The organism is Flavobacterium sp. GW823-FHT04A11, from assembly GCF_058796535.1.
Genome location: NZ_CM179503.1, coordinates 4,470,816 through 4,488,643, shown reverse-complemented (window position 1 = coordinate 4,488,643; position 17,828 = coordinate 4,470,816). Strand labels below are relative to the sequence as shown.

Genomic DNA, 17,828 nt, shown 5'->3' with positions numbered 1-17,828 from the left:
ATAAAGATGATATTTTGGTCTGACGCTAACATATGTTTAAGAATGACTATATTTACAATTAAAATTAAATATTATTTATGAATACCATTTTAATTGGGATTATAGTGGCCAATGTATTGATTAGTTACAAAGGCTTTAACGATCTTGCTTTTTTTAGAAAATACGAATTTCATGTAGGAAGTATTCGTTCCGGTGAACAAATCAGAATGCTTTCATCCGGTTTTTTACATGCAGATATGATGCATTTACTTTTTAACATGCTGACACTTTGGTTTTTTGCGCCGGTGGTTTTAGGCTGGCTTGGAAACTTTTCATTTGTGCTGGTTTATTTTGGAAGTTTAATTTTTGGAAGTCTGCTCACCATGGTTTTTCATAAAGACGATTATAGTTATCGTGCCGTAGGAGCTTCGGGCGCTGTAACCGGTGTTTTATATTCGGCCATTCTTTTACAGCCGGATATGATGTTGGGAATATTCTTCGTAATCCCAATTCCGGCATATCTTTTCGGAATTTTATATCTATTGTATTCTATTTACGGAATGCGTGCTAAAAACGACAATATTGGGCACACAGCGCATTTTGGAGGTGCTGTAGGCGGGTATCTGATTACTTTGATAAAACAGCCTTCTTTATTAACAGATCATACGCTGATGGTAATCTTGTTGGCGATTCCGATTTTAATACTTTTTGTATTGGCAAAATTGGGAAAAATATAATGCTGGCATAACTTTTGAAATGTCATTAACAAATAACTTAAATATAACAAAAATGAAGAAACTAGTATTATTTTTAACAATCATGTTTATGACTATGTCTTACGGCCAGGATAACAAACAAATTCCTCAAATCAATGTAAACGGAGAAGGAAAAGTAAAAGTTGCTCCGGATCAGGTTTTAATTTCAGCTACAGTTGAAACAAAAGGAAATAATGCTAAAGACATCAAAAAGCAAAACGACGAAAAAATTGATGCTGTTTTAAAATTCATCAAAAAAATGAATATTCCGGCAACAGATTTCAGAACAAAACAAGTACAGCTTAATCCACAATACGATTACGAAAAAAAGAAAACAACTTATAATGCTGTTCAGACTATTGAAATTGTATTAAAAGATTTAACTAAATACGACGAATTAATGGAAGGTTTGGTTCAACAGGGAATTAACCGTTTGGACAAAGTTTCTTTTGAAAGTTCTAAAATAGTTCAATTACAATCTGAAGCCAGAAAATTAGCAATGAAAGATGCTAAAGTTAAAGCAGAAGATTATGTATCAGTTTTGGGACAAAAAGTAGGTAAAGCTTTTGTGATTTCTGATAACACACAAATTTATCACCCACAACCAATGTATGCAATGAAATCAATGGCGATGGATAGCAACGGCGGTGCTGAAAATGAAACTTTAGCAATTGGTGAAATTGAAGTTACTGCAAACGTAAGTGTTAGTTTTATCTTAGATTAAATCTCTTAGAAATACAAATATTTGATCCCGAAGATTCAGGATCAAATTTCAAATCCAAATTCCAAATTCCAATTTTACGATTGGGATTTGGATTTTTTTTGTTTTTAACATACGCTGATGCGCAGTATTTAATGAGAATTCAAAGGTTTTTCTGTATTACAGACAGAAATTTTTGGATTTTTTTATGATTTAAGCCAGTCAATTTAGAAAATTCTTACACAATAATGAAAAGTTGTGGAAAATATAATTTATTGATTTATAATGTATTATAAATATTAAAACGTTTTCGTTAACATTTTTTTTGCAAAAAAAAGCGATTAAAATTTTGGCACTTAATTTTTTAATATACCTTTGTTCTACCAAATTAGTAGAATTTAAAATGAATTATCCGGACACATTAGAGATTATCAATCACCTTCCTTTTTTAAAGATGCGGAAACACTTGTCAGCTTATGCCATGACGCGCTGCTCTTAAAATCTTCAATCTCTAATTCATACAAATTTCAAAAAAATCCTGACTAACAGGATTGAAATTTTCTAAGTGCAAAATCAAAAAAAAATAATAATCAAAAAAAAGTAAAATGAAAAAACGAATGTGCTGCAGATAAAAAAAAACCATTTCTGTTGCAGCAGAAATGGTGAAGCTTAAAGAAATTGTATCTCTCTATAAGGAAATCGGGAATGGAGTAATCCTTTTCGAATCGCCTTATTTTTTAAACTAAAACAAAGTAATGAAAAAAAAATTAAATAGCTATATCTGGTTATGTATTTTATTGATTTCCATAGGAGTTAAAGCTCAGGAAAACAAACCGCTAATCCAGTCCAAACTTGTGGGAACAGTTATAGATGCTGTTACAAAAGAGCCTGTTATTGGGGCTTCAATTAACATTAAAGGAACCACACACGGGGTTCAAACAGATTTTGACGGGAAGTTTTATTTCCAAACCGGTCAAAAATTTCCTTATACACTTTTGGTAAGTTATATGGGATATAAAAAAGCAGAAGTTGTAGTAACTGAAAATCCGGTTATTATTAGTCTTACTCAGGAACAGAATACTTTGTCTGAGGTTGTAGTAACGGCGCTTGGAATTACAAAAGAAAAAAAATCTTTAGGTTATACGACACAATCACTTAAAAACAGGGATTTGTCTGAAACAAAAGAAACCAACTTTTTAAATAGTATGAGCGGTAAATTAGCCGGAGTTCGTATTACCAATTCGCAAGGTGATATGGGATCTTCCCGTATTATTATTCGTGGGGAAACTTCCATTGGCGGAAATAACCAGCCCTTATTTGTGGTAGACGGAGTTCCTGTAGATAACTCGCAGTTAAGTAGTTCCGGTGGTACAAGTGCTTCTCGTGATTTTAAAAATGCGGTTGCGGATTTAAATCCAAATGATATTGAAACTTTAACGGTATTAAAAGGACCAAATGCGGCAGCGCTTTACGGATCACGTGCGGCGCATGGTGTGGTTCTTATTACCACAAAATCTGGAAAAAGCCAAAAAGGACTTGGGATAAACTTTAGTTCAGGTATTACGATCTCTCAGGTGGCTACTTTACCAAGTTTTCAAAATACATTTGGACAAGGTTCAAACGGAAGATTTAGCTATGTTGATGGTAAAGGCGGCGGTATCAATGATGGAGTTGATGAAAGCTGGGGTCCTAAAATGGACGGGCGTCTTATTCCTCAATTTAATTCAAATGGAGTAGCAGTGCCTTTCGTGGCTCATCCTGATAATGTTAAGGATTTCTTTAATACAGGTATTACGTATGATAACAGTCTTTCTGTAGCAAAATCAACTGAAAAATCAGATTTCCGTTTGGGAGTAAACAATCAAAAACAAACCGGAATTGTACCTAATAGTGAAGTCAACAAAACAAACTTTACCGTTAACACAAACTATCAAATATCTGAAAGTATAAAAGTAGGTGTAACAGCAAATTATATTGTTACAAATGCTCCGGCACTTCCTGGAGGTCCATTTGGTAACCGTGCTGCGGGAGTGATGCTTCAGTTTCTTTGGTTCGGACGTCAGGTTGATACCGAGGCGCTTAGAAACAACAGAGATGTAAATTGGAACAACAGCTACTACAGCAATCCGTACTGGAATGCTTATTATAACACCACAAGCCAGCAGCGTAACCGTATAATTGGTGATGTGCATGTGGATGCAAAACTTGCCGAAGGTCTTAATTTCAGATTCCGCACCGGAGTTGATTATTATAACGACCGTAGAAAATACGAGATTAAATATGGTACAAACGGAACTCCTTTTGGATCATATGCAGAAGATGCTTACACGGTAAACGAACAAAATACAGAAGGTATTTTTACGTATACTAAAAAAATAACCGATGATTTTACTTTAGATGCTCTTGCGGGATTCAATATTCGTAACCACAGCGATGCAAACAATTATCAAAAAGCACCACGTTTGGCCGTGCCCGATTTATACACATTGATCAACTCGCGTGATCCGTTAACGTCGTCAAACACATTATCAAGATTGCGAGTTTACAGTGCTTATGCTTCAGCGCAATTTGGGTATAAAAACTATGCTTATTTAAACGTTACGGCTCGTAATGACTGGTCATCAACATTGCCAAGCAATAACAGATCTTATTTCTATCCATCTTTTAATGGTAGTTTTGTAGTATCTGATGCCTTTAATCTGAAAAGCAATACGCTTGATTTCTTAAAAGTGCGTGGCGGATGGTCTGAAGTTGGTAATGATGCAGATCCATATCAATTGGCTACGGTTTATAATTTTCAAACGGCATTTGACGGAAATCCAATTCAGACTTCTTCTCAAAGAAAACTTAATGAGAACCTGAAACCGGAAACAACCCGTTCTACTGAACTTGGTTTAGAAGCTTCTTTCTGGAAAAACAGACTGCATTTTGATTTTGCTTATTATAATACCAATAGTTTTGACCAGATTCTGGAAATTAAAACAACGGCTTCAAGCGGTTATAATTCACAATTAATTAATGCCGGTAAAATAAACAACCGTGGTATCGAAATTCAAGTGGATGGAACTCCTATCCAAAATGAAAACTTCAAATGGAATATAGCGGCAAATTATTCAAGAAATACAAGTAAAGTACAGGTTCTTGATTACGAGCAAAATATTAAGAACTACACAATTGGTACTTCTGGAGGTGTAGATGTATTGGCATCTGTTGGACAAGCTTACGGAGCACTTTATGGTACAGCTTATGAGCGTGACGCAAATGGAAATATTGTAGTAGGAGCAAACGGATTGCCAAAAGCTGATCCGACAAAGAGAGTGTTAGGGCATTATACTCCGGATTATTTAGCGGGTGTGACGAATACATTAACGTATAAAAATCTTGAACTTTCGTTTCTTGTTGATGCGAGTGTAGGAGGAGAAATCTTCTCAGGAACCAACAGAACTGGTATGTATACAGGTGTACTTGCAGAAACTCTTCCGGGGCGTGATGCAGAAAATGGCGGATTGAGCTACTATAATGTGGGTACTACGAAAACCTTATTAACAGGAGCTGCTCCAAACGGAGTAACTGTTTTTGATGACGGTATGATCTTTAAAGGAGTATACGCTGATGGAACTCCAAATACAACTGTACTTAGTGCACAGGAATATTACAAAGCGTCGTATAATATTAGTGAAGCTTATATCTATAGTTCGACTTTTGTAAAAATGAGAGAAATAAAATTGGCTTACAATTTCAATAAAGCATTTGCAAGAAGGCTGGGATTGGACGGAGCAAGTATTACTGCAGTAGGACGTAACCTTTTCTTTATCTATAAAGACGCACCAAATATTGACCCTGAAACAGCTTTCAACACCGGAAATGCGCAAGGATTGGAAAGTTTGGCTTTGCCAACAACCAGAAATTTCAGTCTTAATGTTAATCTTAAATTTTAAAAACACGGAATCATGCTAAAAAAAATAGCCTATATAACCCTATTTGCATTGTCACTGGTTTCATGCAGTGATACGCTGGATGATATTAATGCAAATCCAAATGCAACTGAAACGCCATTGGCACCTTACCTGTTAACAGGATCATTAAAACAAGGAGCTGATTTATATTGGGGTTCAACCAATAATTTTGACTCGTCTCTATTATTTGTGCAGCATTGGGCCAAAATTCAATACACTGAACCAGACAGATATGATGTATCGAACACGTCTTTTACAACATTGTGGAATACAGGATATGCAACTTTGATTACAGATTTGAATACCATAATTAATTTCCCGGATGCGCAGGCAAATTCAAATTATAAAGGAATTGCCCTTACATTACGTTCATGGACATTTTTATTGCTGACAGATGCTTACGGAAGCATCCCTTATAAAGAAGCAGGTCTAAAAGTAACACCGGCATATAATACTCAAAAAGAAGTATATACAGGATTACTTGAAGATTTGAAACAAGCACAGACTTTGCTAAATGCTGCAAACGGAGCTGTTACAGGAGATTTGGTATATAAAGGAGATGTTGCAAAATGGAAAAAACTGGTAAATTCACTTCGTTTGCGTATTGCATTGAGAATTTCAGACAGAGAACCGGTTTTAGCGAAGCAAGCGGCAATTGAAGCCACAAGCGATGCAGCAGGAGTATTAAGCAGCAATAACGATACTTTTCAGTTTGTTTACATTAGTTCGCCACAGCAAAATCCGGCTTCGGCATGGTTTGAAACACGTGATGATTATCGTATTTCGAAAACAATGGTTGATAAGTTATATGAATTAGCAGATCCGCGTTTGCCGGTATATGCGCAGCTTCCATCAGATGCAACGGTAGGTAAATATGTTGGTGGTGCTAACGGATTATCAAATAGTGATGCGAATAGTCAGGGTTTTGCAAAAACATCAAAACCGGGAAAATACTTCCTGACTTCTCAATCGCCGGCTGTAATTGCTTCTTATTCAGAGACATTGTTTAATCTTTCAGAAGCAGTAGCTCGCGGTTATATTGCCGGAGATGCGGAACAGCTTTATAAAAATGCCATTACAGCATCATTCAATCAATTTGGAATTATAGATGCGACTACTATTTCGACTTACCTGAATCAGGCAACTGTGAAGTACGATGCTACAAATTATGCTAAATCAATAGGTACACAAAAATGGATTGCATTTTACGGACAAGGTCTTGATGCTTTTGTAGAGTGGAGAAGACTTGATTATCCGGTATTAACAGCTGGTCCGGCTACGGTTTTGGATGGAAAAATACCTTCGCGTTTCTTCTATCCGGGTACAGAGCAATCACTAAACGGAACAAGCTATCAGGCAGCAATTTCTGCTCAGGGAAAAGACCTGCTTACAACAAAACTATGGTTTGATGTTAATTAAAATCGTTTCGTTGATATAATATAACTTATTAGAAACAGGAATAAAAAAAAGCTAAATCTTTTGATTTAGCTTTTTTTGTTTTTCTTCTTTGATTTTTTTCTTTTTTTCCACCAAATAATAAATCCGGTTATTGGGAGTGAAGCCCCAATTAAACTCACCAGACTCCAGATTATTTTTCCTGTAAGACCAAAGAAAACACCTGTATGCAAATCATGATTACTGGCTTCATACACATCTGCGGCATTGTTGTCTTTGTAAAGTTTTGTACGAAGCATTTGTCCCGTTTTCCCATCAAAAAAAATGGTATTTTGGTTCCTTGCCCAGTTATTGGGATAGGTCATTCTTAATCTAAGTTCTCCGGTTTTTCTAATAGAAAATGAAATTGAAGTTGCCCCCGGATATTTTGAGTTTACACTTTCATATATTGCATTATAGCGTACGGGAATTGTCATTGAATCAATTTTTTCTTGAGATGCGACTTCATCTCCTTTTCGAAGCGTACTCTGAGTTACGAAACTAACCGTTTTTTTGACAGTATCATATTTAAAATACGTTCCTGAAAAAGCAATTAAAAGCAAAACAAAAGAAGCGTAAAATCCTAAAACCTGATGCAGATCATAATTGACTCTTTTAAAAGAACCGCTCCATTTTATTTTTAAAGACTGTTTTATTAAACGCCTTTGATTAGGAAACCACAATATAAGTCCTGTAATCAGCATAATAATAAAAACCACAACAGACCAGCCTTGAATAAATTCGCCAAATTCTCCCAATAGCAAAGTACGGTGTATTTCGAGAACAGTATCCAGCCAGTCAGAATTTTGCTTGTTAATCAGGGTTCCGTCATACGGATTAAAATAATAGGTCTTTTTCTTTTTTGTTGAAATTTGAACCGCTGCATTCGGTTCTTCTCTATTTATTTTAACGGCTGTAATTTTCTGCTTGGGTTCCTGACGTTCATAATTTTCAATTATAGTTTTTAAACCTATAAAAGGCTGCTGCTGAACGGGAACATGCAGATATTCTTTCTGTGAAAAATCGCGTATTTCTTCTTCAAAAACATAAAGAAATCCTGTGATGCTCACTATAAAAACAATAAGGCCCGATGCTAAACCGAGCCATAAATGTATTTGTCTTATTGTATTCTTAAAACCTTTGGTCATAATTTATAATAAAATCCAAATGTATATAATATCATTGGAAATGACGAACTGTAAATCTTAGAATTTAAACGTAATATTTCCGGTAACTCTCGTTGGGTTTTGAGCTGCTAAACGGTACGACCAGTATTTTTCATTCGTAAGATTATCTACTTTTAATCCCAATCTGAATTTTGGTCTGTCATAAAACAATGAAGCATCCAAAACGGTGTAAGACGGAATACTAAATTTGAAAGTTGTCGTGTTCGTCTGGTAATATTCGCTTCCATAAATTCCTCCAAAACCAAAACCAAGACCAGATGCCGGACCTTCAACTAATCGGTAACTTGCCCAAAGGTTTGCCGTTCTGGGAGAACCTGCAGTTGTTGGGCGTAAACCCTGAACACTTGCGTTTGCTTTGGTATATTCACTTTCATTATAAGTATAACCGGCTATAATATTCAATCCACGAATTGGATTTGCAATCAGCTCGGCTTCAAAACCTTTGCTCAATTGTGTTCCGTCCTGAATTTGAAAACTGCCAGTTGTGTGCTCAGGATCATCACGCGTTACATTGGTTACTTCGATATTATAATAACTTAAAGTAGCACTGATTTTATTAAAGTCAAATTTAAATCCACCTTCTAACTGATTTGCCTGATTTGGTTTGAAAGTATTTCCGTAAAAATCTGAACCGCTGACATTATTAAATCCGTTCATATAATTTCCAAAAACAGAAACCTTTTCTTTTACAATTTGATAAACTGCTCCAAATCGCGGAGAAAATGCTGTCTGATTGTAGTTTCCGGCAATAGAATCCCTGCTTGGGTAATAAACACCTTTATTAATATATCTATCTGCTCTAACTCCTGCCATTACGATTAATTCATCTGTAATATTCAACACATCAGATATATATGCACTAAATGTTCTTTCGTTATTAGATACGTAATTCGTGTATTTGGCTGTAGCTAAAAGAGGCTGAATTTTTGTAATATTGAAGTTGTTGTAAGCATCACCGGGCTTTTTAAAGTTAATGGCCGGCATGTTTACAGTTGCATCATTGCGGGTTGCACGAACGCTGTAAAAATCAAGACCTGCTACAACTCTGTTACGCAGTTTCCCGATTTTAAAATCACCATTAAAATTTTGCTGAATATCTGTACCATAATATGGATAATCCTGATTGGTAACGGATTGTCTCAAAGTTTCATTACTCAAAACGGTCAGTGCCACAACATTCCCTTCACTAGATGATCTTGTGCGGGAAACAATTGTTTGCGATGTCCATTCGTCTGATATTTTATATTTTAACTGCGCAAATATATTATACTGCTGCCCTGTGTAATTTACCGTGTTGTTTGCAAATGAAAGTTTATACGGAATTCCTAATTCTGTAATACTGTGTGCTGTACCACCGGTAAAAGGAGCCAGTCGTGTTGGCGAAGTTGCTTTCGAAGCACTAAATTCAGCATCGATAAGTAAAGTCATTCTTTCGTTTACCTGATACGAAAAACTTGGTGCTATAAAAAAGCTTTTGTTAAAACCGGCGTCCTGAAAACTTCTTTCACTATGCAAAGCCGTATTAATTCTAAAAAGTGCCGTTTTTTCCTCATTAATCGGAGTATTTATATCAGCAGTAAAACGATTTAAATCCCAATCGCCTGCAGAATAAGAAACTTCACCTTTAAAGAAATCAAAGGGTTTTTTTGTTACCCTGTTAAACAAACCTCCAAAAGAAGAAATTGTACTGCCAAACAATGTTGCAGACGGGCCTTTGATCACCTCAATGCGCTCTAAGTTTGCAGGATCTATAGAATTATAAGTAAAACTTCCAACTCCATTTCGCACAAGTTGAGGTGTTGGAAACCCTCTTGAAATATTCGTTGTTCTTCCCTGATTTCTAACTTCTGCAATACCGGCACCGGGAATATTTTTAAAAGCACTATTATAATCCGTTATAACTTGTTCTTTCATAAGTTCTTTACTTACAATGCTATAAACCTGCGGATTTTCCATATTCTTCAGTTTCATTTTAGAAACCTCTTCGCTTTCTTTTCTTGCAAACCTGTTTCCTCCGGAACTTATAATAACTTCCTCCAGTTTTTGTGAAGTATAGGTAAGTTCAAAATCAAGATTCGGATTTAAATTATTCTGATCAATTAAAACGGTTGCAGGTGAAGATTCGTAACCGTTCATTTTTACTTCCACTAAATACGTTCCGAATGGAATATTTTTTAACTGATAAACGCCATCAGAATCTGTAGTGGTAGTTTTATTTAATTCTGAAATTTTTACTGTTCCGCCTTGTAAAGGATTTCCGTCTTTCAAAATGACTTTACCTGATATTGTACCTAAACCCGATTGAGAAAAAGCACTTCCTGAACAGAATATAATAATCAGAAACGCTAGAAACACTTTTGATAAAATATTGTTTTTAAGTGTTTTAAAGATTGTTTTCATATAAAATTTGTAATTTATTCTTATTTAGACTGATTACAAATATATAAACTGGATGAGATATTCATAGCAAAGATTAAAATAATCTTAAAAAATCCTTAAAAATAAATAAGTGAAAAACCATCTATTTTAGAAATGTTTTATTCACAATCTTTAAGATTCTAAATAAAAGTTGTTCGCAATTTTACAATTTCCTGCTCTCAGGAATGCGTTATTTTGTTTTTATAAAAAGAAATCAAAATGAAAAGAACACTTATTTTAAACGGATTTTTGATGCTTACCTTTTGGTGTAACGCTCAAACTAAAGACGCTTCCTTAAAAACGGCCAGAAAGACGATTGAAGCCAGCAATGAAATTTATGCAGATCTCGCGAATAAAAACGACGGATCGATCCTGACCAGATACACCGACGATGCCTGCCTGTTTCCACCCAACGCCGAGCCGGTATGTGGAAGTGCACAAATTGCGAATTTCTTTAAAGGAGGACCAAAAGTTCACGTGAAATTTTTGATCCAGCATTTATACGGAGACGGAAAAACAACTGTAACAGAAGAAAGTTATTATGAAATGACCGATCTCGACGGTAAAAAAATCGACGACGGAAAAGTAATTGTCATCTGGAAGAATACAAAAGACGGCTGGAAGATGCACCGCGATATGTTTAGCAGCAATCATCCGGCAAAATAAACTAGAAACCAATGTTGACAGCCTGTTGAAAATCGACACCATTTTTTATGAGTGAATCCCGGGATGCAGAAGGAGTAATGCCCGTAAATTTCCTGAATTCCTTAATAAAATGTGCCTGGTCATAATACCCGCAATCGTAAGCTATTCCGGTTAACGATTGCGGCGTATTCAGGACCAATTGCAGGCTTTTGTTAAATCGTAATACAGCTGAAAAAGCTCCGGGACTAATGCCAATATTGGTCAGATATAGTTTTTGGATATATCTTTCTGATAATCCTGAATTTCGCGCGATGGCTGGCAAATCTAAAGATTGTGAGTCTAAGAAAATCTGCTGACTTAAAGCCTGAATCACAGCTACTTTTTTTAATCGGGATTCGTTTTTTTTCAGATGTTGCAGAAAGTAGTTTTCTAAAATGTTGATTTTTAGCGAAAGCTCATTTGCTTCCATAATACGTCCGTATAACTCCCTGTTTTCATTCAGAGAAACATCATACATATCGGTAGCATAATTAGTAAATTCCGACAACGGATCTGAGAAAAACAAAGTACTGGCATGGGGATAAATCCGTGCTATAAGTACCGAAGTTCCTTTTTTTACAGTAAGTCGGGTAGGAAGGGTGAGATGTCCCAAAAGTTCTATGGCGGGCGTATCTTTTCGTTTGCCGTTGATAATAGTAGCCGCCTGACCTTCAGAAATATTCACAATTAAATCTACATAACCGCTTGGATAAAAAACTTCATTATCCAAATCTTTTTCAATTGTAACAACCGTATAATTCTTTATATATGGCGCTAAGCTGGCGGAAGGTAAAATTTCCATATCATTATTTATTGTAATTACGAAAGGAATCTGATGATTTATAACATGTTCTAAATTAGAAAAAAATAAAATATAAATGCATGTAAAAAATTGGGCTCTGAATTAATATATTGATACAAAATTGTTTACCGTAAATTTGATCTTTATATGAGACAGATTCTCCAACTAAGAATGAATTTTTATAAATACAATTTCAGAACTTTTATTTATTTTTACAGTCTATGTACGAAATATTTCAAAAATATCTGGACGATAAAACCACGCTGACTCCATCAGAATCAGATTATATACAATCCTTTGCCATTATCAAAAAACTTCGTAAAAGACAATATCTGCTTCAGGAAGGAGATATCTGGAAATATGATGCTTTTATAACGCAAGGCTGTCTGCGCACTTATTCTGTTGATGAAAAAGGAAGTGAGCACATCAATAGTTTCAGCATTGAAAACTGGTGGACGGGCGACAGGGAAAGTTTAATGTTTCAACAGCCGTCGCGTTTCAACATAGATGCCATTGAAGACAGTGAACTCGTATTGTTTACACATGAAAATTTTGAATTGCTGTGCAGGGAAATTCCCGCCTTTAATAATATGGTAAATGCCATTTTACAAAAAAGTTTTATAGCCGCACAAAACAGAATTCAGGCTTCGCTAAGTTTTACGGCAGAAGAAAAGTATTTGAATTTTATAACCAAATACCCGGGATTTGCATCAAGAATTCCACAGACAATGATTGCCTCTTATCTGGGCATGACGCCGGAAACACTAAGCCGGATCCGAAAACAAACTGCAAAAAAATAATAAATACATCAGGAGCTTTTAAGCTCCTTTTTTTATGGCAATTGCTGAACTCTTGATCTATATCAAGTTTTTACTTATTTCTAATCAATTTGCAGGTTTTGCCTTTGACGCAACTTTGTAATGTTCAAAAGAAACAAACATTATAAACATTTAAAAATAGAAATCATGTCAAAAACAATTTTCATTACAGGTACAAGTTCAGGATTTGGTAAACTTACAGCTATAACTTTAGCAAATGCCGGTCATTCCGTAATTGCGGGAATGCGCAACACAAAAGATAAAAATGCAGCAGCAGCAAAAGAACTTTCTGCACTTTCAAACATTGAAGTAGTAGATATCGATATTACAAATGATGCCTCTGTAAACCAAGCGTTTGAAAAAGTGCTTATCAAATACGGAAAAATTGATGTCCTTATCAATAATGCAGCAGTAAGCGGTTTTGGTTTGCTTGAAGGATATTCAATCGATCAAATGCAAAAAATGTTTGATGTAAACGTTTACAGCGTACTTCGCACTTATCAGGCCGTTCTTCCTTCTATGAGAAAAGAAAAAAACGGACTTATAATCAATATTACAACCGGAGCAAGCGGGCATACACTTCCTTTTATGATTCCGTATATCGCTTCAAAATTAGTCGTAGAAAGTTTTACAGAAGGATTACAAGATGAACTTGCCGATTACGGAATTGAAAACGTAAGTATCCAGCCGGGCGTTTATCCAACAGAAATGAATAATGGTTCAAAAGCCGGTATACATGCTGACAAACAAGAAATTATAGCGCAATACGGAGATGCTGCCACAGAAAAATTCAATGCTCTTGGCAGTGCATTATTTGGCAAAATGGCTCAGTTTGATATGAATCCGCAAACTATTGCCGACGGAATTCTGGAATTGGTAACCATGAAAAAAGGCGAGCGTCCGCTTCGTTTTCCACTTGATGCGATCGCTCAGGGAACCGACAAAGAATTTATCGAAGCGCGCGCTGCCATAAAAGCAAAATGGTTAGCCGCTTACAGCAATTAATTTTCACAAAATAACAATTTAGAAACAACAATAATTATAATAAAATCATGAAAACAAATAATAAAATATATACTCCCGCTGTTGCATTACTGAATTTAGTTTTTTTCTTTTCGACTTCAGAAAAAGCTACAGCACAAAACAATGCAGGAATTCTGGGAATTGATCACGTAGGAATCAATGTTCCCGACTTAAACGAAGCAGTTACTTTTTTTCACGATGTATTGGGATTCACGCCCGTTACACAACTCGGACCAATTCCGCTAGATGCGGGTTGGAAAGAAGCCAACCATATTAATCCGGCGACAGGAGCTGTAACCATAAAAATGATAAACGCCGGAACAGGCGCCAGTATCGAAGTGTTTTATTATGCTGATAATAAAGGAAGTAAAACGCATCCTAACTCTGATGATATTGGAGCTTCGCACATCGCTTTTTACACCTCTGATATCAATGCAGCCGTAAAATATTTAAAAAGTAAAGGGGTCAAAATTTTGGGCGAACCGTTCCTGACTCCATCTGGAGATACGGCGGGTGAATCATGGGTTTATTTTGAAACTCCGTGGGGTTCTAAAATGGAACTTGTTTCGTACCCAAATGGTAAAGGATATGAAAAATCAAATCCTAAAACAGTATTATGGTCTCCAAAAACAACAGTGAAAAAACCGGTTGCAGATGATTTTGATCTTGAAAAAAAGAAAGCGATAATTGAAAGGCATTTCGAAATATGGAATGAAAGAGACGAATCAAAACGTGCTGGATTATTGAATAAAGTGTATGCAGATGATATTGAAATGACAGACAGACACTTTATATCAGTAGGAACCGATGATATTAATAAGTTTGTAACAGAACTTCAGCAAAAAAATAAAGATTTCAAATTTACCGTTAAGTCATTTGAAACACATCATAATGTTGTGCGCGTTTATTGGCAATTTGGTCCGAAAAGCAAACCCGCAACAGGAACCGGAATGGATTTGTTTGTGATTGAAAACGGAAAAGTGCAAAAACTATATGTTTTTGTAGACGAAAATAAAAAGTAATAAATACCAAAAGCATTCTAAAAACAAAAAACCTGCAAGTCTAAAGATTTGCAGGTTTTTACAATATATAATTTTAAAAAAAAGTTGTTCGAATGTCTATTTATCCTTGAATAATTTTTCAAGCTTTGACATCATTTCATCTTTCTCTTTCAACATGCGTTCGTATAGCGCAATTTTTTCTTCGTGTAGTTTAACCAGTTGATCAATTTGATTAACGGTAGAATTGTAAAATATAGATGCCGGTTGCTGACAATTTTCAAATGTATTTGAAATAATATTTATGGCTTGATTCTCATCCAAATTCTGAAAAGCTTCTACAGGAATTCTTAACGCATGTGAGATTTGATTAAGTGTTTCATATTCAATTACATCCTTTTGCTCCAGCATAGAAATTTTCTTCTGATTCCATTCAATTCCCAGATCAAAAGCCAAAGCTTCTTGTTTGATGCCAAGCATTTCTCTGAAGCGTTTTACGTTTCTTCCCTGATGTATTTTCTGTTCCATAATGAATATCAATTTTTCTAAAGGCTCAAAGATAAAGCCATTTAGATTAAAAATCCTGAGTTTCAAAGATAAAAAAATCTCCCGTAAAACATTTCTTTTTGTCAGATATTATATCTGTATTTCAATTTAAATTGTTTTTAAAACACCACCATCTGCTCGCAGAGATGCCCCGTTTGTAGCAATCGAAAGCGGACTTGACAAATAAACAGCCAGCGAGGCAATTTCAGATGGATCAATAAAACGCTGCAATAAAGAATGCGGATTGGTCTGTTGTATAATAGCAGTTTTCATTTGTTCCACTTCTATATTTTGTAAAGAAGCAATATGTTCAATTGTTGAAGCAACACCGTCAGAATAAGTTGGTCCGCCTAAAATCGTATTTACCGTAACTTCCGTACCTGCAGTCAGTTTAGACAATCCATTGCTTACCGCCATCATGGCAGCTTTTGTCATTCCGTAATGAATCATGTTTCCGGGAATGTTTACACCAGATTCACTGCTGATAAAAACAATTCTTCCCGATTTCTTCTCCAGCATTTGCGATAAAAGTTTTTTAGAAAGCCTGACACTGCTCATTACATTAACTTCAAAAATTCGATACCAATCTTCCTCTTCCAGATTTTCAAGATCTTTCAATTCGAAAATACCAACGTTATTAATCAAAATATCAATATCGTTTAGTTTATTTAATAAAGCGGTAACTTCTTCCTTTTTTTCAAAGTCACATACAATTCCTGAAACTGCAGCATCTGGAAATTCATCCTTTAGTTTTTGTACGGCTGCATTTGTTTTTTCTTCGTGTCTTCCGTTTATGATAACTTCGGCTTTTTCCTTTAGTAATTGTTTGGCAATTGCAAAACCAATTCCTTGTGTCGAACCGCTTATGAAAGCTCTTTTTCCTTCTAATTTTAAATTCATTTTTGTTGTTTTTATTTTTGTAATGATCGATACATAAATAGTCAAAAAAATTAGCTGATAACAGCTAATTGCATTTCGATTTGGTTTTTTAAGACATTTTTGTCCGGATACATTCGTCTGAGTGTATTGAGTCCGCACCAAAATGTTATTAGATATCTGCCCAGAATTTCGGGATCTGTTTGTGTTTTTAAGTTTCCTTTTAATTTTTCATCTTTAATTGCCTGAGTAAACATTTGTTCGACCTCTTTTAAAATCTGAACCGCATTGGCTTCCAGATTTTCATCAATAAAAGTCATTTCTACAACCGTATTGGCAATAATACAGCCTTTAAGATGCTCATTTTCTTCCGCGGAAGCGATACTTCTAAAAAAGTCTTTAATTAATTCTAAGGGAGATGCGCTTTTACTTAATTCAGTTTTAAAAGTATCAAAAGCCAATCGTCTTTCTTCAATCGCTTTTTGAAAAACCTCTTTTTTGCCGCCTTTAAAAGTATTGTAAAAACTTCCGGCTCCGGCTCCCGTTGCTTTTTGCAGATCGCTTAATGAGGTTGCACTATATCCTTTCTGCCAAAAAACTTCTTGCGCTTTTTTTACAATATTAGCGTCTTCGTAGACGGTAGGTCTTCCTCTCATTGTTTTTTATTTTTGTAATGATCGATACAAAATTAAATAAAAATAAGTTTACTCCAAATTTTTTAAAGCAATTTTTCTTTTCTAATTAAAAGATTGTCTGAATTGCAGGGGAGTTAAATTGGTTTTCTTTTTGAAGAGTTTGCTAAAGGACTGCGCATACTCGAATCCTAATGAATAAGCGATTTCATTGACACTTAAATTTGATCCGGCAAGTAATTGTTTTGATTTTTCAATAAGATGATTCTGAATATATTGCTGAGCACTTAGACCCGTAATACTTCGGAGTAAATCACTCAGATAATTGGAGGAAATGTTGAGTTCTTGCGCTAAATACTGAACCGTTGGAAGACCTTTTACAGTTCCATTTTCATTATCAAAATAATCCAGTAAAGTTTGTTCTATTCTGCTCAATAAATCATGGTTTGAAGTTTTTCTGGTAATAAATTGGCGGCCGTAGAATCTATTAATATAATTGAGCAGTAAATCAAGATGCGAAACAATTAAATCCTGACTGTAATGATCGATATTGTTTGTCAGTTCATCCTGCATTTGTTTTAAAAGACCGGAAATAATTACATCTTCCTTGTCAGAAAGATGTAATGCTTCGGCAGTCGAATAAGAAAAAAATCCGTAATTGTGTATCGTTTTTCCTAACGGATAATTTCGAATTAAATCTGCTTTAAAAATCAGCATAAAACCGGTTACCGGATTATCATTGGTCTGCGTAACCGAAAATACCTGATTGGGTTTGGTCAAGGTCATCATTCCTTCATCAAAATCATAGTGACGCTGGCCGTATTTAAATTTTCCGTTGATGCCTTTTTTTAAGGTAATGCAGTAAAAATCATTCGTAAAATGTTTCCAGATATCGCTGTGTTTGTAGCTCAGCAAAGCAAAATCAATTACACTCACCAAAGGATGATCTGGTTTGGGAAGTGCAAATAACTGATGCAGTTCTGAAATGCTTTTGATTTTATGTGGAACCGATTTTTTCAT

The 17,828-nt window shown here is 35.2% G+C and carries 15 protein-coding genes; 8 read left to right on the top strand and 7 right to left on the bottom strand.

The window, feature by feature from the left end:
- The first annotated feature begins 77 nt into the window (after positions 1-77).
- From AC3QL1_RS19180 to AC3QL1_RS19165, 4 genes are all read left to right on the top strand, one after another.
- Positions 78-716 (top strand): rhomboid family intramembrane serine protease, encoded by a 639-nt coding sequence (locus AC3QL1_RS19180; RefSeq protein WP_492493740.1) that lies wholly within the window; start codon positions 78-80, stop codon positions 714-716.
- A 52-nt stretch (positions 717-768) separates the two neighbouring features.
- Positions 769-1,458, top strand: coding sequence for an SIMPL domain-containing protein (locus AC3QL1_RS19175; RefSeq protein ID WP_492493739.1), 690 nt, complete (start codon positions 769-771; stop codon positions 1,456-1,458).
- A gap of 731 nt (positions 1,459-2,189) precedes the next feature.
- Positions 2,190-5,372, top strand: a complete 3,183-nt coding sequence (locus AC3QL1_RS19170; protein ID WP_492493738.1) for a SusC/RagA family TonB-linked outer membrane protein — start codon at positions 2,190-2,192, stop codon at positions 5,370-5,372.
- Between the two features lie 12 nt (positions 5,373-5,384).
- Positions 5,385-6,809: a SusD/RagB family nutrient-binding outer membrane lipoprotein gene (locus tag AC3QL1_RS19165; RefSeq protein ID WP_492493737.1), complete on the top strand. Its 1,425-nt coding sequence runs from the start codon at positions 5,385-5,387 to the stop codon at positions 6,807-6,809.
- A 65-nt stretch (positions 6,810-6,874) separates the two neighbouring features.
- On the opposite strand, the gene AC3QL1_RS19160 is transcribed toward AC3QL1_RS19165, so the two are convergent.
- On the bottom strand, positions 6,875-7,972 hold the full coding sequence (locus AC3QL1_RS19160) for a PepSY-associated TM helix domain-containing protein (protein ID WP_492493736.1): 1,098 nt from the start codon (positions 7,970-7,972) through the stop codon (positions 6,875-6,877).
- Positions 7,973-8,029: 57 nt separating this feature from the next.
- The gene (locus tag AC3QL1_RS19155) at positions 8,030-10,411 is read right to left on the bottom strand and encodes a TonB-dependent siderophore receptor (RefSeq protein WP_492493735.1); all 2,382 of its coding nucleotides are present in this window, start codon (positions 10,409-10,411) and stop codon (positions 8,030-8,032) included.
- Between the two features lie 237 nt (positions 10,412-10,648).
- On the opposite strand from AC3QL1_RS19155, the gene AC3QL1_RS19150 reads away from it, so the two are divergent.
- On the top strand, positions 10,649-11,095 hold the full coding sequence (locus tag AC3QL1_RS19150; RefSeq protein WP_492493734.1) for a YybH family protein: 447 nt from the start codon (positions 10,649-10,651) through the stop codon (positions 11,093-11,095).
- Position 11,096: 1 nt separating this feature from the next.
- Here the strand turns inward: AC3QL1_RS19150 and AC3QL1_RS19145 are convergent, their stop codons facing one another.
- Positions 11,097-11,915 (bottom strand): helix-turn-helix domain-containing protein, encoded by an 819-nt coding sequence (locus AC3QL1_RS19145; RefSeq protein WP_492493733.1) that lies wholly within the window; start codon positions 11,913-11,915, stop codon positions 11,097-11,099.
- A gap of 221 nt (positions 11,916-12,136) precedes the next feature.
- Here AC3QL1_RS19145 and AC3QL1_RS19140 point away from each other — a divergent pair, with 221 nt between their 5' ends.
- From AC3QL1_RS19140 to AC3QL1_RS19130, 3 genes are all read left to right on the top strand, one after another.
- Positions 12,137-12,715 carry a Crp/Fnr family transcriptional regulator gene (locus AC3QL1_RS19140; protein ID WP_492493732.1) on the top strand — a complete coding sequence of 193 codons (579 nt, stop codon included), beginning with the start codon at positions 12,137-12,139 and terminating at the stop codon, positions 12,713-12,715.
- Between the two features lie 165 nt (positions 12,716-12,880).
- Positions 12,881-13,738 (top strand): SDR family oxidoreductase, encoded by an 858-nt coding sequence (locus AC3QL1_RS19135; RefSeq protein WP_492493731.1) that lies wholly within the window; start codon positions 12,881-12,883, stop codon positions 13,736-13,738.
- Between the two features lie 47 nt (positions 13,739-13,785).
- Positions 13,786-14,778, top strand: a complete 993-nt coding sequence (locus AC3QL1_RS19130) for a VOC family protein (protein ID WP_492493730.1) — start codon at positions 13,786-13,788, stop codon at positions 14,776-14,778.
- A gap of 96 nt (positions 14,779-14,874) precedes the next feature.
- Here AC3QL1_RS19130 and AC3QL1_RS19125 read toward each other — a convergent pair whose 3' ends face one another.
- From AC3QL1_RS19125 to AC3QL1_RS19110, 4 genes are all read right to left on the bottom strand, one after another.
- Positions 14,875-15,282, bottom strand: coding sequence for a helix-turn-helix transcriptional regulator (locus AC3QL1_RS19125; protein ID WP_492493729.1), 408 nt, complete (start codon positions 15,280-15,282; stop codon positions 14,875-14,877).
- Between the two features lie 126 nt (positions 15,283-15,408).
- Positions 15,409-16,200 carry an SDR family NAD(P)-dependent oxidoreductase gene (locus AC3QL1_RS19120; RefSeq protein ID WP_492493728.1) on the bottom strand — a complete coding sequence of 264 codons (792 nt, stop codon included), beginning with the start codon at positions 16,198-16,200 and terminating at the stop codon, positions 15,409-15,411.
- Between the two features lie 50 nt (positions 16,201-16,250).
- On the bottom strand, positions 16,251-16,832 hold the full coding sequence (locus AC3QL1_RS19115) for a TetR/AcrR family transcriptional regulator (protein ID WP_492493727.1): 582 nt from the start codon (positions 16,830-16,832) through the stop codon (positions 16,251-16,253).
- Between the two features lie 81 nt (positions 16,833-16,913).
- Positions 16,914-17,828, bottom strand: a complete 915-nt coding sequence (locus AC3QL1_RS19110) for a helix-turn-helix domain-containing protein (protein WP_492493726.1) — start codon at positions 17,826-17,828, stop codon at positions 16,914-16,916.

What these genes read in the sequence shown, in the direction of transcription:
- AC3QL1_RS19180 (WP_492493740.1), top strand. Translation starts at nt 78, where the DNA reads ATGAATACCATTTTAATTGGGATTATAGTGGCCAATGTATTGATTAGT.
- AC3QL1_RS19175 (WP_492493739.1), top strand. Translation starts at nt 769, where the DNA reads ATGAAGAAACTAGTATTATTTTTAACAATCATGTTTATGACTATGTCT.
- AC3QL1_RS19170 (WP_492493738.1), top strand. Translation starts at nt 2,190, where the DNA reads ATGAAAAAAAAATTAAATAGCTATATCTGGTTATGTATTTTATTGATT.
- AC3QL1_RS19165 (WP_492493737.1), top strand. Translation starts at nt 5,385, where the DNA reads ATGCTAAAAAAAATAGCCTATATAACCCTATTTGCATTGTCACTGGTT.
- AC3QL1_RS19160 (WP_492493736.1), bottom strand. Translation starts at nt 7,972, where the DNA reads ATGACCAAAGGTTTTAAGAATACAATAAGACAAATACATTTATGGCTC.
- AC3QL1_RS19155 (WP_492493735.1), bottom strand. Translation starts at nt 10,411, where the DNA reads ATGAAAACAATCTTTAAAACACTTAAAAACAATATTTTATCAAAAGTG.
- AC3QL1_RS19150 (WP_492493734.1), top strand. Translation starts at nt 10,649, where the DNA reads ATGAAAAGAACACTTATTTTAAACGGATTTTTGATGCTTACCTTTTGG.
- AC3QL1_RS19145 (WP_492493733.1), bottom strand. Translation starts at nt 11,915, where the DNA reads ATGGAAATTTTACCTTCCGCCAGCTTAGCGCCATATATAAAGAATTAT.
- AC3QL1_RS19140 (WP_492493732.1), top strand. Translation starts at nt 12,137, where the DNA reads ATGTACGAAATATTTCAAAAATATCTGGACGATAAAACCACGCTGACT.
- AC3QL1_RS19135 (WP_492493731.1), top strand. Translation starts at nt 12,881, where the DNA reads ATGTCAAAAACAATTTTCATTACAGGTACAAGTTCAGGATTTGGTAAA.
- AC3QL1_RS19130 (WP_492493730.1), top strand. Translation starts at nt 13,786, where the DNA reads ATGAAAACAAATAATAAAATATATACTCCCGCTGTTGCATTACTGAAT.
- AC3QL1_RS19125 (WP_492493729.1), bottom strand. Translation starts at nt 15,282, where the DNA reads ATGGAACAGAAAATACATCAGGGAAGAAACGTAAAACGCTTCAGAGAA.
- AC3QL1_RS19120 (WP_492493728.1), bottom strand. Translation starts at nt 16,200, where the DNA reads ATGAATTTAAAATTAGAAGGAAAAAGAGCTTTCATAAGCGGTTCGACA.
- AC3QL1_RS19115 (WP_492493727.1), bottom strand. Translation starts at nt 16,832, where the DNA reads ATGAGAGGAAGACCTACCGTCTACGAAGACGCTAATATTGTAAAAAAA.
- AC3QL1_RS19110 (WP_492493726.1), bottom strand. Translation starts at nt 17,828, where the DNA reads ATGAAAAAATCGGTTCCACATAAAATCAAAAGCATTTCAGAACTGCAT.